This window comes from Desulfatiferula olefinivorans, assembly GCF_054657895.1.
Genome location: NZ_BAAHXV010000005.1, coordinates 77,996 through 101,008, shown reverse-complemented (window position 1 = coordinate 101,008; position 23,013 = coordinate 77,996). Strand labels below are relative to the sequence as shown.

Sequence of the window (23,013 nt, the reverse complement as noted above, 5' to 3'; positions counted from 1 at the left end):
CCGGATTGACGCCGGAGGACATTTGATTCGATGATGCGTTCCGACTATCATCAAAACATCAAATGGGTTAAATAAACGCAGTGACGTTAACCTAAGCCGTACCGGCGTATCAGATAGTGTGGTCGGGACAGGGTCGAACGAAGCGGTCGATGGCGTCGAAGAGGGACTGGGCTTTGATGGGCTTGGCGACGTAGGCGTTCATACCTGCGTCCAGACAGCGTTCCATGTCCCGTTTCATGGCGTTGGCCGTAACGCCGATGATGGGGATATCGCGGTAGGAGACCTCGGGGCCCTTGCCCCGGATAATCCGGGTCACTTCGATGCCGTCCATTTCCGGCATCTGCATGTCCATCAGGATCAGGTCGTAATGCTGTTTTTCAAGAGCCTCGATCACCTCCAGCCCGTTTTGGGCCAGTCCCGTCGAAAAGCCTCTTTTTTCGAGAATTCGCAAGATCAGCGTCTGGTTGACGGGATTGTCCTCGGCCACAAGGACCTTAAGGCGCGCCGATGCCGCAAGCTTCGTTTCGGCAAGGGTGTGGCGGGTGACCAGTTGGGTTACGGCCGTCATGTCCGGACCGCGGCGCGTCACCGTGTCCAGAACCAGATCAAGGCACTCGTAAAGCTGGGTCCGTTTGATCGGTTTGGTCAGATAAGCGGAAAACCCGATCTTTTTCAAACGCCCGGCGTCGCCACGCTGCCCCCGGGAACTGAGCATGACGAGAATGGTGTCGGCAAGAGCCTCATCCGCTTTGACGGCGGCGCCCAGGGCCTCGCCGTCCATGCCCGGCATCATGTGGTCGGTCAGGACCATGTGAAAGGGGTCTTTGTCCCTGGCGGCGGTCTTCAGCATGTCCAGCGCCTCCCGGCAGCCCCCCGCCGTGGCGTAGCGACAGCCCCAGGATTCCAGATAGGCGGAAATAATCTGAAGATTGGTGATGTTGTCATCCACGGCAAGAATACGGCGGCTGGTCAGGGACTCGCGCGGGGAGCCCACGGGCCTCTCCGATGTTTTTTTCGTTTCAAGCACGGCGGTAAACCAGAATACGGACCCCTGCCCTTCGACGCTTTCCACCCCGACCTGCCCGCCCATCAGTTCGGCCAGGCGCTTGGAGATGGCAAGGCCCAGGCCCGTGCCCCCGAAACGACGGCTGATCGACCCGTCCACCTGACTGAACGAACGGAACAGCTTGCCCAGAAGCTCGTTTGGAATCCCGATACCCGTGTCCTTGACCTCGAAACGCAACACCGCTTCACGGTGATTCTGTTTGACCACCGAAACATGGACGTGAACGCCGCCCTTTTCGGTAAATTTGACGGCGTTGCCGATAAAATTGATCAGAATCTGCCTGATGCGGCCCGGATCACCGCAGAGTTGTGCCGGCACATCCTTTTCGATCTCGCAGGTATAATCCAGGTTCTTTTCCTGAAGCCTTATGGCCATCATGTCCCCTGTTTCATCCATCAGGGCGCGGATATGGAAATCAATGGTGTCGATATCCATTTTCCCGGCGCTGATTTTGGAAAAGTCCAGGATATCGTTGATAACCGACAAAAGGGATTCCGCGCTGAGCCGGATGATTCCCGCGTAATCCCGCTGCTCATCGGACATATCCGTGTCAAACAGAAGATCAACCATGCCGATGACCCCGTTCATCGGAGTCCTGATCTCATGGCTCATGTTGGCCAGAAATTCGCTCTTGGCCTCACTGGCCGCCTCAGCGGCTTCCCTGGCCGCTTCGGCCATTTCCCGGGCCTGAACCAAATCCACGGTACGCTCGGTGACCATGTCGTTGAGACGCTTGTTGAGCAGCCGGCTTTCGAGGTGCACACTGATCCGTGCAATAAATACTTCCTTGATAAAGGGCTTGACCACGAAATCCGAAGCACCGGCCCTGAAGATGCGGATTTCCGTGGCCCTGTCCGACTGGGAGGTGAGGATGATCACGGGGACGGTCTTCAACCGATCGCTCTTTCGGATATTCCGGCACAGATCTTCCCCGCTCATCGCCGGCATGTTCAGATCGGTGATCACCATGTCGAAGTCAACCGACTCGTCCATCAGGAGATCCCAGGCTTTCTGTCCGTCCGGGGCCGTGACGATATCGATACCGAGTTCATACAGCACGTCGGAAATAATCTTGACCACCGCCCGGCTGTCATCGACCACCATCACGCGCAGCCCTTTGAAACTCATGCCCTGCTTGATCATGCCTTCCAGGGATGCCTTAAGAGCGCCTTCTTCGAACGGGGTTTCGATGATCCGGGTGATGCCCGCCTTGCGTGCGGCATTCTGGGCATCCCGGTCATGGCCGCTCATCCCCCCCAGGATGGGTATGGGCTCACCGTCCTCTTTTCGGGTGATCTGCCGCTCACGGATTTCCCGGGTATGCCAGACCACGGGAACAAAGGCCAGAACCACGGCGCTGAACGGTTCCGCAGAAAGACGTTCGACGGCCTCCGGCCCCGAATGAAAGAAAAAAGGCCGAAACCGCGTGTCATGGAACTCGCTCTCAAGGACGCGCTGAATGATAGGATTGTCGCAAATCACTGCAATATTCATGGTTCCACCGTTTATGCTCGCCTATCCGCCCTTGGTCAGGACCTGGCCCGAAGCCGGGAGGCCCCGAAAACGGTCCGCATCATTTCATGGGCGATCTGATCAAGGGGCAGCATCCGATCCGCCCCTCCGATTTCCCAGGCCTTTTTCGGCATTCCGAAAACCACTGAGCTTTCTTCGTCCTGAACGAAGGTCTGCGCTCCGGCCCGCTTCATGTCGAGGAGCCCCTCGGCGCCGTCGGCCCCCATTCCGGTCAGCAAAACGCCCAGGGCACGGGGACCGGCACAACGCGCCACCGACCGCATCAAGATATCCACCGACGGACGGTGGCCGGACACGGGCTCGCCGTCTTTGAGCAGCACTTCATACCGACCGTTTCGTTCGTAAACTTCCATGTGCCGGTTGCCCGGGGCGATCAGGACCCGTCCCGGTTCGACCACATCGCCCGATCGCGCTTCGGACACCTGCATCCGGCACTGGGCATTCAACCTTCGGGCGAACATCTCGGTAAACTTTTCGGGCATATGCTGAACAATGACCATGCCGGGGGCCGTGGGGGGAAGCTGCATGAGGATCGTCCGGATGGCTTCGGTTCCCCCGGTGGACGCCCCTAAGGCGACCAATGTTCCTGTGGAGCCCGTGACGCCCGACGCCGGGGCGAAGGCCTGGAACAAAAGGGGCTTGCGAGCTTTCCAATGGGACACATTCACGGTGGATGCAATTTTGATCTTGGTCCGAAGCTCAACCAGCATGTCCGCAAGACTGCTTTCCCTTCCGGACCTTGGCTTGGCCACAAAATCCACGGCGCCGTATTCCAGGGCCTCCAGGGTCACGGCGGCCCCTTTTCCCGTAAACGCACTGACCATCACCGTGGGCAGGGGGTACTGCGGCATGAGTTTCTGGAGGAATTCCAGGCCGTTCATCCTGGGCATGCTCACATCCAGCGTCAGCACATCGGGGTCCAGGGAAACAATCTTGTCCCTGGCCGAATAGGGATCCGATGCCGTCCCCACCACCTCGATGTGGGGGTCCTGATTGAGGCCCGTCGTCAGGATCTCACGGACAAAAGGAGAGTCGTCGATCACAAGGACCCTGATTTTTTCATGGTCCATCATCCCTCCTTTTGATAGATGCCGGGCAGGACATAACGGTAGGGAACCGTTTTTCTGTTCAGAGCTTCGGAATGACCGACAAACAGATACCCTCCCGGCCGGGTCTGTTCATACAGAGCCCTGATCAACTGATCTTTCATTTCGGCATCGAAATAAATCATCACGTTGCGACATGAAATCACATCAAATCTATGCTTGAAAGGAAAGGAGTGATTTTTCAGGTTCAGACGCCGGAAGGTCACTTCCCGCCTGACCGCCTCGATGATTTCATAGCAATCGTTGTCAAGGCATTTAAAATAGCGGTTTTTCAGGGCCGACGGGATCTCGGTCAGCCGCTTTTCCGAATAGACGCCCCGCCGCGCCTCGTTCAGCATCCGTTCCGAAATATCCGTGGCCAGAACCCCGGCGTCCAACGCGCCGTAATGCTCGCCGAAATACTCCAAAAGCTGGATCATGAACGAATAGGCCTCATCACCGGCCGAACAGCCGGCGCACCAGACCCTGACATCGCGGGCGTTCTGCGCTGAGAGTCGGGCCTCGATCTCCGGCAGGGCCGTCCGGATAAAAAAATCGAAATGGTCCGGCTCACGAAAAAAAAACGTGTGGTTGGTGGATATATGATCGATCAGGCCGCCCAGTTCTTCGCCGCTGCCGTCGTTTTCCACATGGTCGAGATAATCGTCGAAGCATGAGAACCCTTTCAGGCGGAGGGTATTCTGGAGCCGGCCCACCACCAGGGACCGTTTTTCATCGGTCAGCCGGATGCCGAAACAGTCGAGAATCAGCCTGCGGATCCGTTCGAACTCACCGGGGCTGATGTCCATGGTCGCAAACGGTTCGGACGAAAGGCCAGGGGATCTAAGTGCCGTTACGGTGCCGGTGTCATGGGTTCTCGTGGGCGTCATCGACGGAGTCCTTGTCGTCATACAGCAGTTTTTCAAGATCGAGGATGATTTTGACGTCCTCTCCAAGCTTGCCCAGGCCCTGAATGAACCGGTTGCGAAACCGCCGATTGGCCATGGGGGGCGGCTCCACCTGATCGGAAGGGAGATCGAGCACGTCGCTGACCGTATCGACCACCAGACCGACCAGGCTGTCGCGGACCGAAACCACAACGATACAGGTCCTCTCCGTGTACTCGCGAATTTCCAGACCGAAACGGGTCCTGACATCGGTGACGGGAATCACCTGTCCCCTCAGGTTGATGACGCCTTTGACAAAATCCGGCATTTCGGGAACATAGGTGATTTTCTGCATCCCGATGACTTCGATGACGCAGGCGATGTCCACACAGTACTCTTCGGTGCCCACAAAAAAACTCAGATATTTGTCTTTCTGAGCGTCCTCGTCGTCATCCTCGTCACTATAATAATAGTCCTCACGCATATCGTTCCCTCGAGGGTTTCCTAAATAGCCAGAGGCTGGGGCGCCCATCCGTATGCCTGGGCTTTTTCGATGACCCCGCCCACATCGAGAATCAGGCTCACCTCACCGTCACCTAAAATGGTGCAGCCCGAAATCCCCTTGACCTGATCCATATAACCGGACAGGGCCTTGATAACGGTCTGCTGTTCGCCGACAATCTCATCGATCAGAAACCCGGCCGCCTCATTTTGGTATTCGACCACCACAATCAGGTCATGGTCCTGCAGGCCGTCCGCCTGGTCAAACCCGTAGAGCCGGTCAAGATGAATCAGGGGGACAAGCTGCCCCCGCTGAAGAATCATCTGCTGTCCGTCCATGGTGGTGGTTACGGTGACGGCCCCGGACTGAATCGTTTCCCGGATCGACAACAGGGGAATGGTGAAACGGGTCCGGCCCACCCGGACCAGCATGCCGTCGATGATGGCCAGGGTCAGCGGAATCCCCAGAATCACCGTCGTCCCCCTGCCGGGTTTGCTGTGGACATGGATATGACCTTTGATTTTCTCCATGTTCTGCTTGACCACATCCATCCCCACCCCCCTGCCGGAAAGATCGGTGACCGTGTCTCGGGTGGAAAAGCCCGGATGAAAAATCAGGTTGTGGATGTCCTGCCGGGTCAGGCTTTCCGGGTCTTTATCGACAATCCCCCGGCTGACGGCCCGTTCGAGAATCCTGTCCGTATCAAGTCCCGTCCCGTCATCGCTCACGAGGATCTGGATCTCTCCCCCGTCGTGGCGGGCCTCAAGGATGATGTGCCCGTCCACGGTCCCGTCGGGCCGGTCGGGTTTCCTTAGAATACCGTGGTCGATGGCGTTCCTGATCAGGTGCACCAGCGGATCCGAAATCAGTTCCGCCACCGTCTTGTCGATTTCCGTGTCTTCACCGATGATGGTCAGGTTGACCTTTTTGCCTGATTTCACGGACAGATCGTGAACCAGCCGGACCATTTTCCGAAACACGACATCAATGGGAATCATGCGAACGGACAGGGCCACCTCCTGGAGGTCACGGATGATTTTCCGAAGATGGGCCCCGGCTTTCTCGAAGTTTTCAAGTTCCAGGTTCCGGAGGTCCGGATTTCTGATCACCATGTTTTCGGCGATGACCAGTTCGCCGACCAGATTGATCAGTTCATCGAGTTTTTCGATGTTGACCCGGATATCCCGGCGCTCGACCTGACGGCGTTCGCCGGTCCGGATCGGGGCGTCGGCATGGACGGACGGGGCGTTTACGTCCCGTTGTTCCGATGGGAAGACGTGTGCCTGCGCCGTCGGTTCCTTCATCCCGGGGTGCGGAGGCAAATGGATATCGGCCGTCTTGTCGTCCATCGTCCGTCCGGAACCGATCTGCTCCAGGATATGAACGAGGGCCGCTTTCTTGTAGACCATGCCCCCGGCCCCCTGCTCCATGGCGGACAGGGTTTTCCTGATTTCCAGAAACACATGCCCCACGGCGTTCCGATCCCAGTCATCGAACACGGCATCGCCGTCCGCCACACGGTCAAGAACCCGCTCGGCACATTCGGCGAGCTGCTCAAGATCCGCCTGACCGGCCATGCCCGAACTGCCCCGAATACGATGGAAGCCGTCCCGGATATCGCTGATCCACAAACGGTCTTCCTTGTCCTGCTCGCCTGCGGCCATCGCCTTTTCCATCATGGCCAGCGATTCGAGAACATCCCGGCGATACAGCGACAAAACATCGACGGCCGGCCCTGATGGTTCATCCGGGCCTTCCTGCGGTACACATTCGCCGGGCAGGGCATCGTCGGACAGATCATGACCCACGGTATCGATCTGACCGATCACCCGTATCAACTGGTCCCCGATATCATGAAGCATGCCCTGCTCGTCGGGACCGGGCAGGCATCCGCGTTGCTCAAGCCTGTCCAGAACGGCCCTGGGTTCGGAGAGAATCAGGCCCACACGATCAAAACCCAGAAAGGCGGCGCCCTGAAAGATAACGTCCACAATGTCTCTGGCCCGCGCGACACGTGACGGCGTCCATCCCGCCCCCGTTTCAAATCCGTCGATCTCATCGATGAGCTTCCGGCATTCCGCCACAAAGATCCGCGTCTGCCTGCCGATTTTAACCGGAGAACACGGCTCCTCGTCTCGGACGCCGGCCATCGCCGTGGCCGCGGCCGGGGCGGCCCCGCCCTGTTCTTCCAGGTTCCGCATACATCGCTCGATCCGTCCGTTAAGCCGGGACAAAAGGGACGAAAGGGCATCGGCATGGCCCTCCCGTTCATCCGGCATTTCGATATCGTCAAGCAGGGAAGCGATCACATCGCAGGATTCACAGAGCAGATCGGTTATTGACGGACTGATCGAAAGGGACCGGTTCCTGAAATATTCCAGGAGGGTTTCCGCCTTGTGCGCCACGGAAACAACCTCATCAAGCTGGTAGAAGGCGGCGGTCCCCTTGATGGTATGAAACCCCCTGAAAATCAGGTTGATCGTTTCATCATCGGGCGCCCGGTGATTTTCGAGCAGATCCCCAAGGCCCACAAGCCGGGGTTCGATATCGTCGATGATCTCGCGACATTCCGAAATCAGTGACCGCAAATCCTCATCAAGTGTGATCGGTGTTTTTTTCATCAAAACGCCCCGGTTTGATCTTCGAGAAGGGACCTGTCGGCTTTTCGATCCTCATTCAACGTGAAACGGGCAACAATCCGTCGAACATGACCGGCCTGGGCCGACAGTTCCTCCACGGCGGCCGAGGTCTCTTCGGAGCTGGAACTGTTGTCCATGGTCACGGTATTGACCCGCTCAAGTCCCTGATTGACCTGGGCGATGCCCTGGGCCTGTTCCAGACAGGCCTGTGCGATGTCGCTCACAATCCCCTTGAGCGCCGTGGTTTCCTGTTCGATATCGTTGAGCACGGCGGCGTTGGTTTCGGTCAAACGGGTTCCGTCGGCCACTTTTCTCACGGAGTCTTCCAGAAGTTCGGCGGTTTCACGGGCCGCCGCCGCCGATCGTGTGGCCAGATTCCGCACCTCCTGGGCCACCACGGCGAATCCTTTGCCGTGTTTCCCCGACCGGGCGGCCTCCACCGCCGCGTTCAGAGCCAGTAGGTTGGTTTGAAAGGCAATGCTGTCGATGGTTGCGATGATCTTCATCATCCGGTCGGTGGATTCGTTGATCGTAAACATGGATTCGGACAGATGCTCCATCTTGCGCACACCGTCCCGGGCTTTTTGATGGGCCGAATTGGCCAGTTCCGACGCCCTGGCCGCATGTTCGGCGTTGATTTCCGTCTGGGTGCCGATCCGGGTCATGGAATGGGAGATATCCTTCATGGCCACGGCCTGGCTCATCGCTCCGTCGGACAGGACCTGGCTGGACGAGGCGATTTCGACGGCACCTGACTCCACAAGGGTCGCGGCCTGATTGAGTTCACCGATGATCGTGTTGAGGCTCAGGATCATCTGCTGCATGGCCTTGCCGAAATGATCCCGGTCCGAATCCAGCGCCACGGTTTGTGTCAGATCACCGTTTGAAATGGCCTGGGCGATGTCTACCCGGTTTTCCATGCGCTCGATCATCCCGTTGAGAGCCGTGGCAACGACGGCGATTTCATCGCCGCTGCGGGTATCGAAACGGACGGTGAGATCCCCCTTGGAAATGCTGCGGATCTTGTCAAGGGTTTCACGGATGGGCCGGATAACCGAACGACGCAGAATCAGAAACACCATGGCCGACGCCATGGAGACCACCAGAGCCGCCATGATCAGATTAGCGCGCTGTTTTCGCCGGTTGAGCGTTCGGGCCTCGATCAGCTGATCTCTGACGGCGCTTTCACATTCATCATAATACTGTTCCAGCCGGTTCAGACATTCATTCCCCTGGGCATTGAGGGCCTGAAACCGGGATTCGTCGACGGGCAATCGCTTATCGTCTGGGGCGTGGATCAGCAACCGGTATTCCCGACCCGCATTTTCGGAAAAGGCCTGAAGGGACTCGATCAAAGCCAGGCACCGCGACGCGTCGATACCCCATTCCCGTGACCGGGTATGGATATCGATCAGCGCCTGAACCGACTCGTCATGGAACTGCGCTGCCTTGTCCAGCAGAGCCGCATCACCAAACAGCACCCCGTCCTGATAGGCCCTGAGCTCATGCCTGAACCCTTCAAGCGCCATGCCGCTTTTTTGTGATGCCGGAAATCCGTAGTCCGAAACCCGGAACAGTATATCGTCGATGGCCTGACCCACACGGGTGCCTGAAGCGAGAATCAGGATATAACCTCCGATCAGGATGGCCATGCACGTCAGAATTTTCTGAACGATGGAAAATCTCATGACCGCTCTCCATAAGATGGGAATCCAGGGCAGATGACGGCTCGATCCGAAGAATTCAATGGAAATACCCCCGAAGGATTGACGAAAATCGCTTCACGATGGAGAAAATCGCTTCCGTAACGACGCAACCGACCCTGCCTTCGATCTTTCTGAGGCGAACGGGGATGGAAAGAACATTGTCGCAGGGTGAAAAGGGTCTTGAATTGGGATAAATATAACCCATTTGCCGAAAAGGGTCAATTCCAACTTCAGGTTTCATCAACTAAACCATGGAATTCCCGTCGAAAAATTTCTTGATTTCCGTAAGCCGTACGGGTATTATCCACAGTTGACGAAAAGCTAGAAAAGTGCTATTGCCTTTCCTTTTTTGCAAATCGTATGTTCGATGATATTCATATAATTCACGATGGGTGACAGGAGCCGTTAATGTCAAAAGTATTTCGACCGAACAACAAGGAATCCATGCTTCTTTCCAAAATTGAATCGTCAAAGGAAAGGGACCGAAGGCAGTCGATCAATATGGTCAGAGAGCATGGTGATGCACTGAGCAACACCATCGCCATGAAACTGGTCGAAAACAAATTTATCGAAACCCAGAGCAAAAACTCCCTCGAAGAACAGATATCCTACAAACTCAATGAACTGCTCAAAGCCGATGATTTCGATATCGACTATCAGGTGGCCCCCTATCGCCACCTGATCGACAACCCCAATCTGGTCAGCCTCTATCTTACCGCATTTGTGCTGGAGACCCTGATCAATCACAAGGACGTCATCGATATCTACGGGTCGGACGAAGAAATTTATCACTGCATCAACAAACAGACGATGAAATACATGCCCGAGTAAGAACCGCCCGATCAGGCCCCGGGTATTCATCGTCAAGGCCCTGTTCGGCAGGGCCTTGACAGGCAGGGGTCACATCTTCCGTTTCCGGATCTCTTCCAGACGATCTTCATAAAAGAATTTTTCTTCACCAAAGGCGGGCTTCAGTTCGGTGATCCACTTGGCTTTTTCGTCATAGCGGGCGAAAAACACCCGGTTGACCCAGCTGCTGTCCCTGCCCTGAATAAATTTCAGGACAAAGACCTTTTCGCCGGCAACCTCGGCAATCCCCTCGATCTTGATTTTCCCCGGCGTGGCGGACATGGACGGGCCTCGAACCGTACGGCACAGGCCCGAGACCTGGCGGTAGGCTTCGGTGAAGATCTCATGGGCGCGGGCCAGGGGAACACCGAAATAGTCCTTGGGGCCCGTGTCGCGTTCCACGAACATATAATAGGGTGTGGCCCCGTAATTGACCTGCATGTTCCACATGGTGGCCCAGACCTTGGGGTCATCGTTGATGTGACGGATCAGGGGAGCCTGGCAGCGGATCATGGCGCCGGTTTCGGTGATGCGCTTCATGGCCGACGCCACCACGTCGGTTTCCAGCTCCCGGTAATGGCTGAAATGGGCCATGATGGCCAGATGCATGTCGCTTTCGAGAATTTCGTCGAACAGGCGGATCAGATCATCCGAATCCTTGTCGGTCAAAAAACGGTAGGGCCAGTAGGCCGGAACCTTGGTCCCGAAGCGAATGGTCCGGACATTGCCCGGTTTCTGCCTGATCAGGGGTTCGACAAAGCGCCGGATGATTTTGGAGCTCATGATCAGCGGATCCCCTCCTGTAAAGAGGACATCGGTGACCTGGGGATGGGTCTCGAGATATCGGATCAGCTCATCCACCTCTTTGGAGGCGAATTTCAGATCTTCATGACCCACAAACTGGGCCCATCTGAAACAATAGGTGCAGTAGGCATGGCAGGTCTGGCCCTGGGTGGGGAAAAACAGCACGGTTTCATCGTACTTGTGCTGCATGCCGGAAAGGGGCTTGCCCTTGTGGACCGGGACATTCAACTGCATCTGACCCGCCGGGTGGGGATTCATTTTATCCTGCACCGCCTTCACGGTCCTGCCGATCTCAGCGTCCGAAGCCCCTCGCTCGACCAGTGCATAAATCGCTTCGAAGTCCTCTTTGGCCAGCATGCCCGGCTGGGGAAACACGAGCTGGAAAATCGGATCGTCCGGTATGTTGTTCCAGTCAATCAGTTCATCGACCACATAATTGTTGGCCCGGAACGGCAAGACCCGTGACACCACCCGGATGGCTCTGAGCACATCGGCGGGAAGGGTGTCGAATTGACGAATTTCGTGAATATTTCGGTTGGTGTAAGCCTTGTATTGTTTTGGCGTGCGCGATCTGTTTATCTTCATGGCAGCATTCCCCTCAACGAAATCGGAATAGTTAACACCCTGAAGCCGTACGGATCAATCGTCGATAACAGGGAACCGGGGTTGAAGGAAGATCAGTCTATCTTGAAAATGAACAGAAAAACGGAATCTGAACGAAAACACCTCAAAATGGAGGAATCTGATAGAGCACCGTCGCTGGCGCGGTGCGGACCCGAACACGTTCGAACCATTGTACCCTGAAAACGTCTTTCGCATGGCTTCGATCTACAATCTAATAGTACAATTTTCTCGATATGTCAACGCACGCGGCAATTATCGAAATCAGAAGGGAATGATGTCGGGATAAGGTTGTCATCCATCGATTTATTCGTTTTTTCTCCGATATCCGACCTTATCCGTCTTTGCGTTCGAGCAGGGCCACGGATTCGATATGATAGGTGTGGGGAAACATGTCCACGGGCTGGACTTCCACAATCCGGTAGACATCCTTGAAAAGCCCCATGTCTCTGGCCAGGGTTGCGGGATTGCAGGAGACATACACCAGGCGACGGGGGGCAAGGGTAAGCACTGCGGCCACCACATCCTTGTGCATGCCCGACCGGGGGGGGTCGATGATCATCACCTCGGGTTTGTGGTCCAGACCGGGCAGAACATCCTTGATATCACCGAGGATGAAACGGCAGTTGTGCACCCCGTTGTCGAGGCAGTTTTTTCGTGCGTCACTGACGGCGCTTTCGACGATTTCTATCCCGATGATTTCCCGGGCCGAAGCCGACAGAAGGATGGGAATGGTTCCGGTGCCGCTGTAAAGATCGAGCACCTGTTCATTGCCGGTCAGACCGGCATAGGCCTCGACCACGGCGTAGAGCGCCTCGGCCCCTTTCGTGTTGGTCTGAAAAAAGGAATTGGCCGAAATCTTGAACTCATAGGCCCCGAGTTTGTCCGAGATATGATCGTCGCCGGCCAGATGGACTTCATACTCCCCGACGGCAATCCCCGCCTTCCGTGCGGTAATGTTGTTGACCACGGATACGATCTGGGGATAATCGGCCGTCAATTGTTCGGCAAGGGGCATGACCACGTCCTTTTTCAATGACGACGTGATGATGTTCACCATCCAGGCATCACGGGATGCCGAATGTCTGAGCATCAGAAACCGCCAGAAGCCTTCATGGCTTTTCAGGCCGTACACGGGTTCGGACGATTGGGCGATGTAGCGCCTGACATCTCCAAGAATGCGGTTGCCCAGAGCGGGCTGGATATCACAGGACTCGATATCGATGACCTTGCTGAAGGTTCCCGGGGCATGAAGACCGATCCCGAACCCCTTTTCGATGTCCTTGTTGGCAAGCTCCTCGGGCATCAGCCAGCGCTGGTCCGAGCATGAAAACTCCATCTTGTTCCGGTACCCGAAAATCAGGGGAGAGGGGATCGCCGGATGAACGGTCACACCGTGGATCAGGGCGATATGCTCGATGGATTCACGGACATGGGCGGTTTTGTATTCCAGCTGCCTGTCGTATTCCAGAAACTGCCACTTGCACCCGCCGCAATATCCGCTGTACCGGCATCGGGGCGGAACACGCAAGGGCGAGGGTTCAAGGATATCGACCACCCGGGCTTCGGCGTAATTTTTTTTCTTGCGGGTGATCAGGGCGCTGACCCGGTCTCCGGGCACCGTCTTGTCCACGAACACCGCAAGGCCTTCATGCCGGGCGATCCCCTTGCCGCCAAAGGCGATATCCGTGATCGAAAGTTCGATTCCCTGCCCTTTTTTCAAGCCCATCACCCTCACCTCCGCAAACAAAAACCATCCGGGACACCGTCCCAAAAAAACCATGACAAACCAAAAGCTTTTGTATATATCGTTTATTTCACTTCAAAACAAGGATTCATTGATGCACGAAACCACCCTGCCCATCACCTTTACGGCTGACGGATACCGCCTCAGCGGCGTCCTCCATCTGCCCGACGCGGACAGGCCTCCCGTGGTCATCGGCTCCCACGGCCTGGCCAGCGACGGCGACTCCCCCAAACAGATCGACCTGGCCCGGGCCTGTACCGACCTGGGGCTGGCCTATTTCCGGTTCCATCACCGGGGCTGCGGCACCAGTGAGGGATTCTTCCCCGACGTGACCAGCCTTGAAAACCGCATTTGCGATTTGAAGGCCGCCGCAGACGCCGTTCTTTCCCGACCTGATACCGGAGACCGTCTGGCCCTGTTCGGCAGCAGCATGGGAGGCACCACCTGCCTGGCCGCGTCCCGGGATCTTCCGGCCCTGGGTTATGTGGTGGTTGCGGCTCCGGTTTACGGCCCGAGCCTGACCACTCCGCCGGAACGGCTGACGGACGAACCGCAGCTCGACGAGGCCTTTTACAAACGATTGCGAGACTTCGACATCCGCCCCCTGTTGTCGGGAATTCGGAACATCCTGATTTTCCATGGGGACAAGGACGAGGTCGTTCCCATCGAAAACGGCCGCATGCTGTTTTCAGGCGCAAGAGACCCCAAACGCATGATCGTGCAGAAAAACGGGGATCACCGGATCTCGGACCCGAAACATCAGAAGGAGTTTATTCGGGAAGCGGCGCTGTGGCTGGCGAAGAGCTTTTCCGGATAGAACGGCGCAGGCCTGTCACGACGGCCAGATGCCGTGAAAATGATACACCGGGCCGTGCCCCCGGCCGAGACGGTAACGGGCCCCGGCCTCAAGGGCCCGGGTCACGTAATCCTTGGCAAGGCGCACGGCATCGTTCATGCCCTTCCCCTTGGCGAGAAACGCGGCAACGGCTGACGACAGCGTGCAGCCCGTGCCATGATTGTTGGGGGTATCGATCCGTTTTTCGGTAAACCGAATGAGCTCGCCGGAATCCGAAAGATACAGAAAATCCGTCGCCTCCGGCCCGTCCAAATGCCCGCCTTTGAGCAGAACGTGGGGGCAGCCCAGATCCGCCAGGTCCCGGACGGCCTTCTCCATGTCCGAGACGCCTGAAATCGTCCGGCCCAAAAGACGTTCGGCCTCGGACAGGTTGGGGGTGATCAGATGAACATGGGGCGCAAGACGAGTCACCATGCGACGGGAGTCCGTATCGTCAAGCAGGGAATCCCCGCTCTGGGCCACCATTACGGGGTCGAACACCACATGGGGCACCGGGTAACGCCCGAGCACCTCGGCCACAACCCCGGCCAGTTCCGAGGACCAGATCATCCCGATTTTGACCGCATCGGCCCCGATATCCGACAAAACCGACGCGATCTGGGCCGCGACGCAGGACGGATCCATGGGGTAGACCGCCTGGACGCCCTCGGTGTTCTGGGCCGTGATCGCCGTGATCGCCGTCATACCGTAACAGCCCAGGGCCGAAAAAGTTTTGAGATCGGCCTGAATGCCCGCACCTCCCCCGGAATCCGATCCGGCGATGGTCAGCGCCCTGATGTATGGTTTCATCGTCATCAATCCCAGACCGGCTTGGTGGCCGCCGCTATGATTTTTTCCTGACGGGCGATGGTTTCCCGGTACTGGGTGACCTGAATGTCTTTTTCCCGCACTTTCTTTTCCAGAGCGTTCACCTCGTCAATGTAGTTCTGAAGCTGCTTTTCCAGGGCCTCGTAGCTGCGTTTGGCCGAAGCGTCGCTTTCCTCGAAGGCCCGTTCGCGTTCCTTGTACCCCTCGACGATCCGGTTAAACCTGAGCTTGATGACATCCTCGGCTTTTTTGGCGATCTTGGCCATGACAATCTGGTTGATCACCTCCATGCTCAAAGCCAGGATAAAGGCATAGACGATACCGGCTTTCCCCAGGTTGGTCGTGAGCAGAAGGCCCGCCATGCACGTCAGGAATACCATAGGTCACCCATCCTCCCGTTACGCTTGATTAAAAACTGTCCTCAGCCCATACGGACACCCGGACAATGCCGTTCATATCCGGCAGGTCCGGATGTCGGAAACGATAATGCCCCGGCACCCGGCCCGGCTCAGGTCGTCGATGATGGTGTTGATGCCCCGTTTCCGGGTCATGGCCTTGACGGCGAACCACCCCTCCCGGCTCAGCGGCGCCACGGTGGGAGCTTCGATCCCCGGCGTGATCTCACAGGCCCTTTGGAGATTGTCCGTCGACACATCGTATTCGATCATCACATACTCACGGGCCACCACGATACCACGGATCCGGTCGATGACCGTCCGGACCTCAGGCCGGTCGGCCGCGTCGGCATCCCGTCCGATCAGCACGGCTTCGGATTCGACCACCGCATCACCCACAATTTTAAGACCGGCCTCCTGGAGGGTCCGACCGGTCTGGACCACGTCGGCGACGGCATCGGCCACCCCCAGGTTGACGGATATTTCGATGGCTCCGTCGAGTTTGATGATTTTGGCCTTGATCCGGCGTTTGTGAAGATCGATGGCCACCAGATTCGGATAGGAGGTGGCGATCCGTTTTCCGGACAGCGTATCGACCGTCAGGTCGCTGTCTGCGGGAACGGCATAAAAAAAACGGGATTTCCCAAAGCCCAGGGCCAGAAGCTCTTCGGCATCGGCCTCACTGTCCACCACCAGATCCCGTCCGGTGATGCCCAGATCCAGAACGCCGTTGCCCACATAGACGGCAATGTCCTTGGGCCTTAAAAAAATGAACGACACCTGGTTTTCATGGTCGACCAGCTTCAACTCCCGGCCCAGTCGTTTGACATGGTACCCGGCATCGGTCAAAAGCGTCACGGCGTCATTGGAAAGCGATCCTTTGTTGGGGATGGCGATGGTCAGCATAAAACTCCTCGTGTCACAGGTATTTGTAGACGTCGTCCAGTTCAAGACCGCAGGCGATCATCATCACCTGAAGATGGTACAGAAGCTGGGAGATTTCCTCGGCGGTCTTTTCTCGGCCTTCGTACTCGGCGGCCATCCAGACTTCACCGGCTTCTTCAATGATTTTTTTCCCGATAAAATGTTTGCCGCGCTCAAGCTCACGGACGGTGCCTGATTGGGGATCCCGGTCCAGGGCTTTTTTCTTCAGTTCGGCAAACAGGTCTTCAAATCGTTTCATGGCGGATGCGTTCCAGGGTCAAAAAACGTAAAAATGCTCGTTGGTCCGGTGATGGGCACGCGTTGCTTTGCCCATCCTGCCTTGTATCGCCCGTAGGATGGGCAAAGCGCAGCGTGCCCATCAGGGTCTTAAGTTAATGACATTGGGTTATACCCTATTTATTCCAAAACCTCAATTTGAATAAAAATCGGCATCTCCGCCCGGTACATGGGCGGAGATGCCGCAAATGACGGGAAAAGGACAGGGAACCGGTCCTTTTTTCACCCGCATAGACTAATAATGCTTGTCCGCGTATCCGACCCAGCCCCCGGCTTCCACCAGGGCCCGGTCAAACCCGGAAACGGCAAAGGGTATCTCCTTTGAAAGATCCCCGGCTCTCAGGGTAAAGACATTCCGGTCAAGATCGGTTTCAAGGGTGGTGTCCTTGCCCGCGAAGGTATTGAAAATCTCATCGAGTACGTCCGACGGCAGCTCTACGGCCATCATGCCGCAGTTGAACATGTTCTGCTTGAAAATCCGGGCGAAGCTTTCGGCCACCACCAGATTGATGTCGTTGACCTCAAAGGCCCAGGGTGCATGTTCCCGGGATGACCCGCAGCCGAAATTGGCCCGGGAAACGACCACCTGGGCCGGAGCGATGTCCGTGGACGCCGAAAACCCCTTCATCTCGAGATCCTCGAGAAGATAGGGTTTCAGGGCCTCCTTGCTGATCTCCGTCAGATAGCGGGCCGGAATGATTTCATCGGTGTTGATGTCCGACCGGTCGAGAAAAAGGACTTTTCCGTTGAACTGCTTCATTTCGCACCTCCCTGTTCCGTGTAAAGACCGGAATTCCTGATCACGCCGGCAACGGCCGTTTCCGCCGCCGTGGCCGGGCTCATCAGGTGGACCATGCCGCCCTTGCCCATGCGCCCGTTGAAGTTTCGATTGGTGGTGGAGGCACAGACCTCCCCTTCGGCCAGCACCCCGTTGCTCATGCCCAGACAGGCGCCGCAGGTGGGATTGGTCACACAGAAGCCCGCATCCATAAAAATCTTGATCAGACCCTCATCCAGCGCCTTGCTGAAAATCGCCGGGGTGGCCGGTGAAACGATGGCGCGAAGGCCCGGGCTGATGGTCCGTCCCTTGAGAACCTGCGCGGCGATTCTCAGGTCTTCCAGCCGTCCGTTGGTGCAGGATCCGATATACACCTGGTCGACCTTTTCACCGTCCATCTCCGCAACGGGCTTGACCTGATCGGGTTTGTAGCCGAAGGTCACCATGGGCGACAGAGTGGAGGCGTCCACATGGATTTCCTGGTCGTAGACGGCATCGGCATCGGCGGTAAACCGTTTGAAATCCTCAAGGGCCGCCTCTTTCGAGGGGTATTCGTCCTTGATGAAATCCCACAGGTAATCGACGGTGACCCTGTCCGGAGCGCAGATCCCGCAGGTGCCTCCGGCTTCGATGGCCATGTTGCACAGGGTCATCCGGGCTTCCATGCTCATCTGATCGACCACGGGCCCCGTAAACTCGATGACCTTGTTGGTGGCCCCGTTCACACCCAGGCGCCCGATCACGGCAAGGATCACGTCCTTGGCGTACACGCCCCCAGGCAGGGTTCCATCGATGACCACCTTGATGGCGGCCGGGTAATGGAAGGCGCAGACGCCTTTGAGGATCCCCACCTCCAGATCCGTGGTGCCCACACCGGCGGCAAAGGCCCCGAAGGCCCCATGGGTGCAGGTATGGGAGTCTCCCATGATGATGGTATAACCCGGACGGACAAACCCCTTTTCCGGGAAAATCGCATGGCAGACCCCGTTGCGGCCGATGTCGAAAAAGTCGACAATGCCGTGCCGCAGGGCCCAGTCCCTGAGGATCTTGCCCTGCAGGGCCGTTTTCGAGTCCTTGGCCGGAGTCACGTGATCGATGACCGCCTTGATTTTTTTCGGATCGAACACCCGGTCCATGCCCCGGCTCACCAGATCGTTGATGGCGACCGGCGTCGTGATTTCGTGACAGAACACCGCATCCAGACGAATCACATGGATATCGCCGAACGGATTGTCCACACGATGGGAATCAAATATTTTTTCCGCTATCGTTTTACCCATAACACCTCCCTGTTTTCCAAGTCATAACCTGATTTATTTTCTGGCGAACAGAAGCCTGGGCGGTGTGATCACCCACAGGGCCTTTAACACCTGATCGCCGGTGTTTTTCAACGTATGGGGGATATCCGATGAAAAAGACACGCTGTCGCCCTCATCCAGACGATAGGTCGACGTACCGTAGACCAGATCGCAGCTCCCTTCCAGGATAATCCCGAATTCCTTACCCGTATGACCGTATTCCAGATCCCCTTTTTCCGAACCAACCCCGATTTCCAGCATGAAGGCCTCGACGGCATGATCGTCGGACAGCTCACCGACCCGGGAAAGCTGGCGCAAGGTCACCCGGCCGAGGGCCAGGGTGCTGCCCTGCCCGCGACGGACGATGGACACCTGTTTGATTCGCTTGTACTCGGTGAACAGGTATTCATGATCGATATCGAGCACATCGGCGATGGTCAGAAGGGTATCGATGGACGGAGAGACCTTGTTCCGTTCGATCTGGGACACCAGACTCTCACTGACCCCCGCCCGCCTGGCCACCTCCTTGAGGGTGATATTCTTCCGTTCACGCACCTCGCGAAGCTTCCCGCCGAACATGTATTTGACCGCTGACTTAACCAATACTTCACCTCCTTCAGTATTTATAAAGTCAGCCCGTGGTTTTGTCAAGCGGGTTTTCGAGGAGAGCAAGGAAAACAATCACTTTACACGCATAGCCGGTTGGCGGTACACAATCAAACGAAACGCCCGACACATTCATTCGGAACCAAAGGAGGTCCCATGCACACAACCAACCATCCATTGCCCGACGATCTGGCGGAATGCGTCCGTTTCCACGGTCATCTCTGCCCCGGTCTGGTCTACGGCTACCTGGTGGCCAAAGAGGCCATCAACCGCCTGGGTATCGGCCGGTCCGCCGATGAGGAAGTGGTCGCCGTCATCGAAAACGATTCCTGCGCCGTGGACGGGATTCAGGTCATGCTGGGCGCCACGGCGGGGAAAGGCAATCTGATCATTCGCAACTACGGAAAAAACGTGTTCACGATCCAGTCCCGAAAAACGGGAAAAGCCCTTCGATTTTCGAGGGTATCGGATTACAGGTATCAGGGAGACCGGCCGGATGAATTCGAGCCCCTCGAACGAAAGATGGCGGAAAAAATCGCCACGCCGGGAGAGATGAAACGACAGAAAAAACTCAAGGCCCTTGATCTGATGAACCGGGAGTGCGACCAGGTTTTCACGATAACGGACACGGCTATGGAACCGATCGGCTATGCACCCCTGGCCCCGTCCCGGGCCTGCGCACGATGCGGTGAATTGACCATGCAGAGTCGGATGGTATCGGACGGCAACGAACGCCTGCTGTGCGTTCCCTGTGCCTCAGCTCTGGGCGTTTCGCCGGGGTTCTGAGTCAGGGTTCCGGGGTTTCGGCAGACGGTTGGGCTGTGCCGTGCTCTTCGGCATACAAGCGTTCGAATTCGGTCACGCTGTCACGGTTAACGGTCACCACCACCTTGTTGACCTTCACCTCGGTCAGGCGGCCCTCGAAATAGGGGGAAAGCACGGCCTGGAATTCACCGATCAGTTCCTTGACCTTTTCCAGGGTCTTGGTGTCCGAATAGGTCTGGCTGCTGAAAAAAAGGATGGCCGTATCCTTGACCACGGGATGCAGATGATAGGTCACCGCGCCGGTCTTGGGATCCGTCTCCGCGGCGAGATACGGGAGGCCGTCCGGGTTTTCCACGCTGATCGACAGATCCAGGCAGAGAAAACGGAAATTCCCGTGGACCCGGTCCATTTCAAGGTTCACCACCAGCGGCCCCGGGTTGAGGATCGCAAGATTCCCTCCCGCAGTCCCATCGTCCGATTGGGAACCGCGTACCCGGGCCCAGGTCCTGACCTGCCCCTGCTCATCTGAAAGAACCAGTTTTTCGGCATTGATTTCAAGAACCTCGAAGCGGTTCGGCTGATCCTTGACCCAGGACCGGTTTCCCTCGACCGTCACGGCTGTGGTGATCACGAGATACAGCTTTTTTGAATCCTTGTCGTAATCCACCTTCCACTCGCCGTCGATCTTTTCCTTGCTTTCAATGATCTGGGAAAATTTTCCTTCCACCCGTTCCTGTTCCGTCCAGCTCCGGTTGTGGCGGTAGCTGTGAACCCAGTGGCTGTTGGCCCGGGCGTAACGCCAGGAACCGATCAGCAGCAGATCGATGTCCGGACCCTTGTCACAGGAAAGCGTCAGGCCGCTCAGAAGCATGGTCAGAAGGGTCACGATCACTGTTTTTTTGTTCATGGTTTTTCCTTGCATGTGAGGGCGGAATGCGTCTGTTACAATTCTTTTACCCGAACCGCGAATCGGACCCGCAGGGCCGATGACGTCGAAAACAATAGTAACGATGATACACCAGTTTCCTTTCAAAGAAAAGATTCGAATCAGGCCGTCCCGGCTTCACGCTTGACAGCCTCACGGCTTTCTGAGTAGGGTAACGGTGTTTTTTCACACGGACGCGCCCATCCGGCGCAGACACCATCACACGATCAGACGGAATCCTATTGTGAAATCATCGCATCATCAGAAAGGCCCCATGGGCGTCTGGACCGGAGGAAGCGCCAACAAAACCATCACCCTGCACGAGGCCCTGCTCCAGACCCGCCATCCCCTTGCCGTGATCCGGACGGGTGATCGGCTTGACATCGCAACCGAAGGAACCATGGCCTTGGGCGGAGACGCCTCCCCATTGCCCGGGGCCGACCTCATGGCCTACGTTCCCGCCCTTCCCCTGGAACATCTGGGCGACCCCGACTTTATGGCGGCCCACGGCCTTCGCTATCCCTATATCATGGGAGCCATGGCCAACGGCATCACCTCCACGGACATGGTCGAAGAAGCGGCCCGTGCCGGCATGGTGGGTTTTTTCGGCGCCGGCGGCTTGTCCATCGACCGAATCAGGGACGCCGTCGACCGGATTCAAAGCCGCGTGGGGAACCTGCCCTACGGATTCAACCTGATCCACAACCACCATGATCCCGATCATGAACAGAAGGTGGTGGATCTTTATCTGGAAAAAGGAGTCCGGCTGGTCAGCGCCGCCGCCTACATGAGACTGACGGCCCCCCTGGTTCAATATCGGGTCACCGGCATCCACCGGGATCAGACGGGCCGGATCATCTGCCCGAACAGGGTCATCGCCAAAGTGTCCCGAAGCGAGGTGGCCCGACGGTTTTTCTCACCGCCGCCGGAAAAAATCGTTCAGCAGCTGGTCAGTCAGGGGAAAATCACCCCGGACGAAGCCGACCTGTCCCGTTTCATCCCCATGGCCCACGACCTGTCGGCCGAAGCGGATTCGGGCGGCCACACCGACAACCGTCCGGCTCTGGCCCTGTTTCCCACCATGATGGCGCTGCGTCAGGAAATGATGACGCTTTACAGGTACGACACCCCCCTGCGGGTGGGGCTGGGCGGAGGGATCGCCACCCCCGAATCGGCCGCCGCCGCTTTTGCCATGGGTGCGGCCTATGTTCTGACCGGTTCCGTGAACCAGTCCTGCGTCGAAGCGGGAACCTCGGACGCAGTCAAAAAAATGCTGTGCGCCGCTGAACAGGCCGATGTGATCATGGCCCCGGCCGCGGACATGTTCGAAATGGGCGTCAAGGTCCAGGTGCTCAAACGGGGAACCATGTTCGCCCTCAAAGCGGCCAGACTCTACGATTATTACCGGACCTACGACAGCCTCGATGCCATGCCGGCTTCGGTGATCGACGAGCTTGAAAAAAAATTCTTTCACACCGCCATCGACCGGGAGTGGGCGTCGACGTCAGCCTTTTTCGAGACCCGTGACCCCCGGCAGAACGAACGGGCGGCCCGTGATCCCAAACACAAAATGGCCCTTTTGTTCCGGTCCTACCTGGGCCGCGCGTCCCTGTGGGCCATCGAAGGAGAGCCTTCGCGTCTGATCGATTACCAGGTCTGGTGCGGCCCTGCCATGGGTGCCTTCAACGAATGGGTCAAGGGCAGCTTCCTCGAAGATCCGAAAGAGCGCAAGGTGGTGACCGTCGCCCAGAATCTTCTGCTCGGCGCCGCGTACGTCCTTCGGGCAAACAGCCTTAGACTCCAGGGCATCAGCCTGTCAGACGAACCGTTAAGGTATACCCCCCTGGATCCGGACCGCCTGCGCGGCCTGATCTGAGCAAATCCGTCGCCTGCGGCCGGGGCAGCGCCCCTGCCGCAGGCCGT

General features: G+C 57.2%; 20 protein-coding genes. 4 read left to right on the top strand and 16 right to left on the bottom strand.

Annotated elements, in window-relative coordinates:
- Window positions 1–109 precede the first annotated feature (109 nt).
- The 6 genes from ACYQ11_RS05845 to ACYQ11_RS05820 are packed head-to-tail and all read right to left on the bottom strand — an operon-like array spanning window position 110 to window position 9,400.
- Entirely contained in the window at window positions 110–2,560 is a 2,451-nt protein-coding gene (locus tag ACYQ11_RS05845; protein ID WP_459922822.1) for a hybrid sensor histidine kinase/response regulator, read from the bottom strand.
- A 35-nt stretch (window positions 2,561–2,595) separates the two neighbouring features.
- On the bottom strand, window positions 2,596–3,672 hold the full coding sequence (locus ACYQ11_RS05840; RefSeq protein ID WP_459922821.1) for a protein-glutamate methylesterase/protein-glutamine glutaminase: 1,077 nt from the start codon (window positions 3,670–3,672) through the stop codon (window positions 2,596–2,598).
- Window positions 3,669–4,574: a CheR family methyltransferase gene (locus ACYQ11_RS05835; protein ID WP_459922820.1), complete on the bottom strand. Its 906-nt coding sequence runs from the start codon at window positions 4,572–4,574 to the stop codon at window positions 3,669–3,671. Before ACYQ11_RS05835 ends, ACYQ11_RS05840 begins: the two co-directional genes overlap by 4 nt.
- The gene (locus tag ACYQ11_RS05830) at window positions 4,552–5,055 is read right to left on the bottom strand and encodes a chemotaxis protein CheW (RefSeq protein WP_459922819.1); all 504 of its coding nucleotides are present in this window, start codon (window positions 5,053–5,055) and stop codon (window positions 4,552–4,554) included. The genes ACYQ11_RS05835 and ACYQ11_RS05830 overlap by 23 nt, the downstream gene beginning before the upstream one ends.
- 20 nt (window positions 5,056–5,075) lie before the next feature.
- Window positions 5,076–7,694, bottom strand: coding sequence for a chemotaxis protein CheA (locus ACYQ11_RS05825; protein WP_459922818.1), 2,619 nt, complete (start codon window positions 7,692–7,694; stop codon window positions 5,076–5,078).
- On the bottom strand, window positions 7,694–9,400 hold the full coding sequence (locus ACYQ11_RS05820) for a methyl-accepting chemotaxis protein (RefSeq protein ID WP_459922817.1): 1,707 nt from the start codon (window positions 9,398–9,400) through the stop codon (window positions 7,694–7,696). The genes ACYQ11_RS05825 and ACYQ11_RS05820 overlap by 1 nt, the downstream gene beginning before the upstream one ends.
- A 426-nt stretch (window positions 9,401–9,826) precedes the next feature.
- Between ACYQ11_RS05820 and ACYQ11_RS05815 the strand changes: the two genes are divergently transcribed.
- Complete coding sequence (locus ACYQ11_RS05815) at window positions 9,827–10,249, top strand: hypothetical protein (protein WP_459922816.1); 423 nt, start codon at window positions 9,827–9,829, stop codon at window positions 10,247–10,249.
- Between the two features lie 69 nt (window positions 10,250–10,318).
- Here the strand turns inward: ACYQ11_RS05815 and ACYQ11_RS05810 are convergent, their stop codons facing one another.
- Entirely contained in the window at window positions 10,319–11,656 is a 1,338-nt protein-coding gene (locus ACYQ11_RS05810; RefSeq protein WP_459922815.1) for a KamA family radical SAM protein, read from the bottom strand.
- Window positions 11,657–12,026: 370 nt separating this feature from the next.
- Window positions 12,027–13,421, bottom strand: a complete 1,395-nt coding sequence (rlmD, locus tag ACYQ11_RS05805; RefSeq protein ID WP_459922814.1) for a 23S rRNA (uracil(1939)-C(5))-methyltransferase RlmD — start codon at window positions 13,419–13,421, stop codon at window positions 12,027–12,029.
- Between the two features lie 112 nt (window positions 13,422–13,533).
- Here rlmD and ACYQ11_RS05800 point away from each other — a divergent pair, with 112 nt between their 5' ends.
- Window positions 13,534–14,256, top strand: coding sequence for an alpha/beta hydrolase family protein (locus tag ACYQ11_RS05800; RefSeq protein ID WP_459922813.1), 723 nt, complete (start codon window positions 13,534–13,536; stop codon window positions 14,254–14,256).
- Between the two features lie 15 nt (window positions 14,257–14,271).
- Here ACYQ11_RS05800 and thiD read toward each other — a convergent pair whose 3' ends face one another.
- From thiD to ACYQ11_RS05765, 7 genes are all read right to left on the bottom strand, one after another.
- Window positions 14,272–15,084, bottom strand: a complete 813-nt coding sequence (gene thiD, locus ACYQ11_RS05795) for a bifunctional hydroxymethylpyrimidine kinase/phosphomethylpyrimidine kinase (RefSeq protein ID WP_459922812.1) — start codon at window positions 15,082–15,084, stop codon at window positions 14,272–14,274.
- A gap of 5 nt (window positions 15,085–15,089) precedes the next feature.
- On the bottom strand, window positions 15,090–15,482 hold the full coding sequence (locus tag ACYQ11_RS05790) for a hypothetical protein (protein WP_459922811.1): 393 nt from the start codon (window positions 15,480–15,482) through the stop codon (window positions 15,090–15,092).
- Window positions 15,483–15,554: 72 nt separating this feature from the next.
- The gene (gene hisG / locus ACYQ11_RS05785; RefSeq protein ID WP_459922810.1) at window positions 15,555–16,403 is read right to left on the bottom strand and encodes an ATP phosphoribosyltransferase; all 849 of its coding nucleotides are present in this window, start codon (window positions 16,401–16,403) and stop codon (window positions 15,555–15,557) included.
- A 13-nt stretch (window positions 16,404–16,416) separates the two neighbouring features.
- Complete coding sequence (locus ACYQ11_RS05780) at window positions 16,417–16,680, bottom strand: phosphoribosyl-ATP diphosphatase (protein ID WP_459922809.1); 264 nt, start codon at window positions 16,678–16,680, stop codon at window positions 16,417–16,419.
- 273 nt (window positions 16,681–16,953) lie between these two features.
- Complete coding sequence (locus tag ACYQ11_RS05775) at window positions 16,954–17,478, bottom strand: 3-isopropylmalate dehydratase small subunit (protein WP_459922808.1); 525 nt, start codon at window positions 17,476–17,478, stop codon at window positions 16,954–16,956.
- Window positions 17,475–18,776, bottom strand: coding sequence for a 3-isopropylmalate dehydratase large subunit (locus ACYQ11_RS05770; protein WP_459922807.1), 1,302 nt, complete (start codon window positions 18,774–18,776; stop codon window positions 17,475–17,477). Before ACYQ11_RS05770 ends, ACYQ11_RS05775 begins: the two co-directional genes overlap by 4 nt.
- Window positions 18,777–18,809: 33 nt before the next feature.
- The gene (locus ACYQ11_RS05765) at window positions 18,810–19,397 is read right to left on the bottom strand and encodes a helix-turn-helix domain-containing protein (RefSeq protein WP_459922806.1); all 588 of its coding nucleotides are present in this window, start codon (window positions 19,395–19,397) and stop codon (window positions 18,810–18,812) included.
- Window positions 19,398–19,556: 159 nt separating this feature from the next.
- On the opposite strand from ACYQ11_RS05765, the gene ACYQ11_RS05760 reads away from it, so the two are divergent.
- The gene (locus ACYQ11_RS05760) at window positions 19,557–20,186 is read left to right on the top strand and encodes an FmdE family protein (RefSeq protein ID WP_459922805.1); all 630 of its coding nucleotides are present in this window, start codon (window positions 19,557–19,559) and stop codon (window positions 20,184–20,186) included.
- Window position 20,187: 1 nt separating this feature from the next.
- Here the strand turns inward: ACYQ11_RS05760 and ACYQ11_RS05755 are convergent, their stop codons facing one another.
- Entirely contained in the window at window positions 20,188–21,072 is an 885-nt protein-coding gene (locus tag ACYQ11_RS05755; RefSeq protein ID WP_459922804.1) for a flagellar basal body-associated FliL family protein, read from the bottom strand.
- 262 nt (window positions 21,073–21,334) lie between these two features.
- Between ACYQ11_RS05755 and ACYQ11_RS05750 the strand changes: the two genes are divergently transcribed.
- Entirely contained in the window at window positions 21,335–22,966 is a 1,632-nt protein-coding gene (locus tag ACYQ11_RS05750) for a PfaD family polyunsaturated fatty acid/polyketide biosynthesis protein (RefSeq protein WP_459922803.1), read from the top strand.
- Window positions 22,967–23,013: the final 47 nt, after the last annotated feature.

Bases quoted from the DNA above. Each gene is read 5' to 3' on its own strand.
- ACYQ11_RS05825 (WP_459922818.1), bottom strand. From the start codon at position 7,694: ATGAAAAAAACACCGATCACACTTGATGAGGATTTGCGGTCACTGATT.
- ACYQ11_RS05835 (WP_459922820.1), bottom strand. From the start codon at position 4,574: ATGACGCCCACGAGAACCCATGACACCGGCACCGTAACGGCACTTAGA.
- ACYQ11_RS05830 (WP_459922819.1), bottom strand. From the start codon at position 5,055: ATGCGTGAGGACTATTATTATAGTGACGAGGATGACGACGAGGACGCT.
- ACYQ11_RS05815 (WP_459922816.1), top strand. From the start codon at position 9,827: ATGTCAAAAGTATTTCGACCGAACAACAAGGAATCCATGCTTCTTTCC.
- ACYQ11_RS05775 (WP_459922808.1), bottom strand. From the start codon at position 17,478: ATGAAGCAGTTCAACGGAAAAGTCCTTTTTCTCGACCGGTCGGACATC.
- ACYQ11_RS05755 (WP_459922804.1), bottom strand. From the start codon at position 21,072: ATGAACAAAAAAACAGTGATCGTGACCCTTCTGACCATGCTTCTGAGC.
- ACYQ11_RS05810 (WP_459922815.1), bottom strand. From the start codon at position 11,656: ATGAAGATAAACAGATCGCGCACGCCAAAACAATACAAGGCTTACACC.
- ACYQ11_RS05800 (WP_459922813.1), top strand. From the start codon at position 13,534: ATGCACGAAACCACCCTGCCCATCACCTTTACGGCTGACGGATACCGC.
- ACYQ11_RS05760 (WP_459922805.1), top strand. From the start codon at position 19,557: ATGCACACAACCAACCATCCATTGCCCGACGATCTGGCGGAATGCGTC.
- rlmD (WP_459922814.1), bottom strand. From the start codon at position 13,421: ATGGGCTTGAAAAAAGGGCAGGGAATCGAACTTTCGATCACGGATATC.
- thiD (WP_459922812.1), bottom strand. From the start codon at position 15,084: ATGAAACCATACATCAGGGCGCTGACCATCGCCGGATCGGATTCCGGG.
- ACYQ11_RS05780 (WP_459922809.1), bottom strand. From the start codon at position 16,680: ATGAAACGATTTGAAGACCTGTTTGCCGAACTGAAGAAAAAAGCCCTG.
- ACYQ11_RS05790 (WP_459922811.1), bottom strand. From the start codon at position 15,482: ATGGTATTCCTGACGTGCATGGCGGGCCTTCTGCTCACGACCAACCTG.
- ACYQ11_RS05840 (WP_459922821.1), bottom strand. From the start codon at position 3,672: ATGATGGACCATGAAAAAATCAGGGTCCTTGTGATCGACGACTCTCCT.
- ACYQ11_RS05845 (WP_459922822.1), bottom strand. From the start codon at position 2,560: ATGAATATTGCAGTGATTTGCGACAATCCTATCATTCAGCGCGTCCTT.
- ACYQ11_RS05770 (WP_459922807.1), bottom strand. From the start codon at position 18,776: ATGGGTAAAACGATAGCGGAAAAAATATTTGATTCCCATCGTGTGGAC.
- hisG (WP_459922810.1), bottom strand. From the start codon at position 16,403: ATGCTGACCATCGCCATCCCCAACAAAGGATCGCTTTCCAATGACGCC.
- ACYQ11_RS05820 (WP_459922817.1), bottom strand. From the start codon at position 9,400: ATGAGATTTTCCATCGTTCAGAAAATTCTGACGTGCATGGCCATCCTG.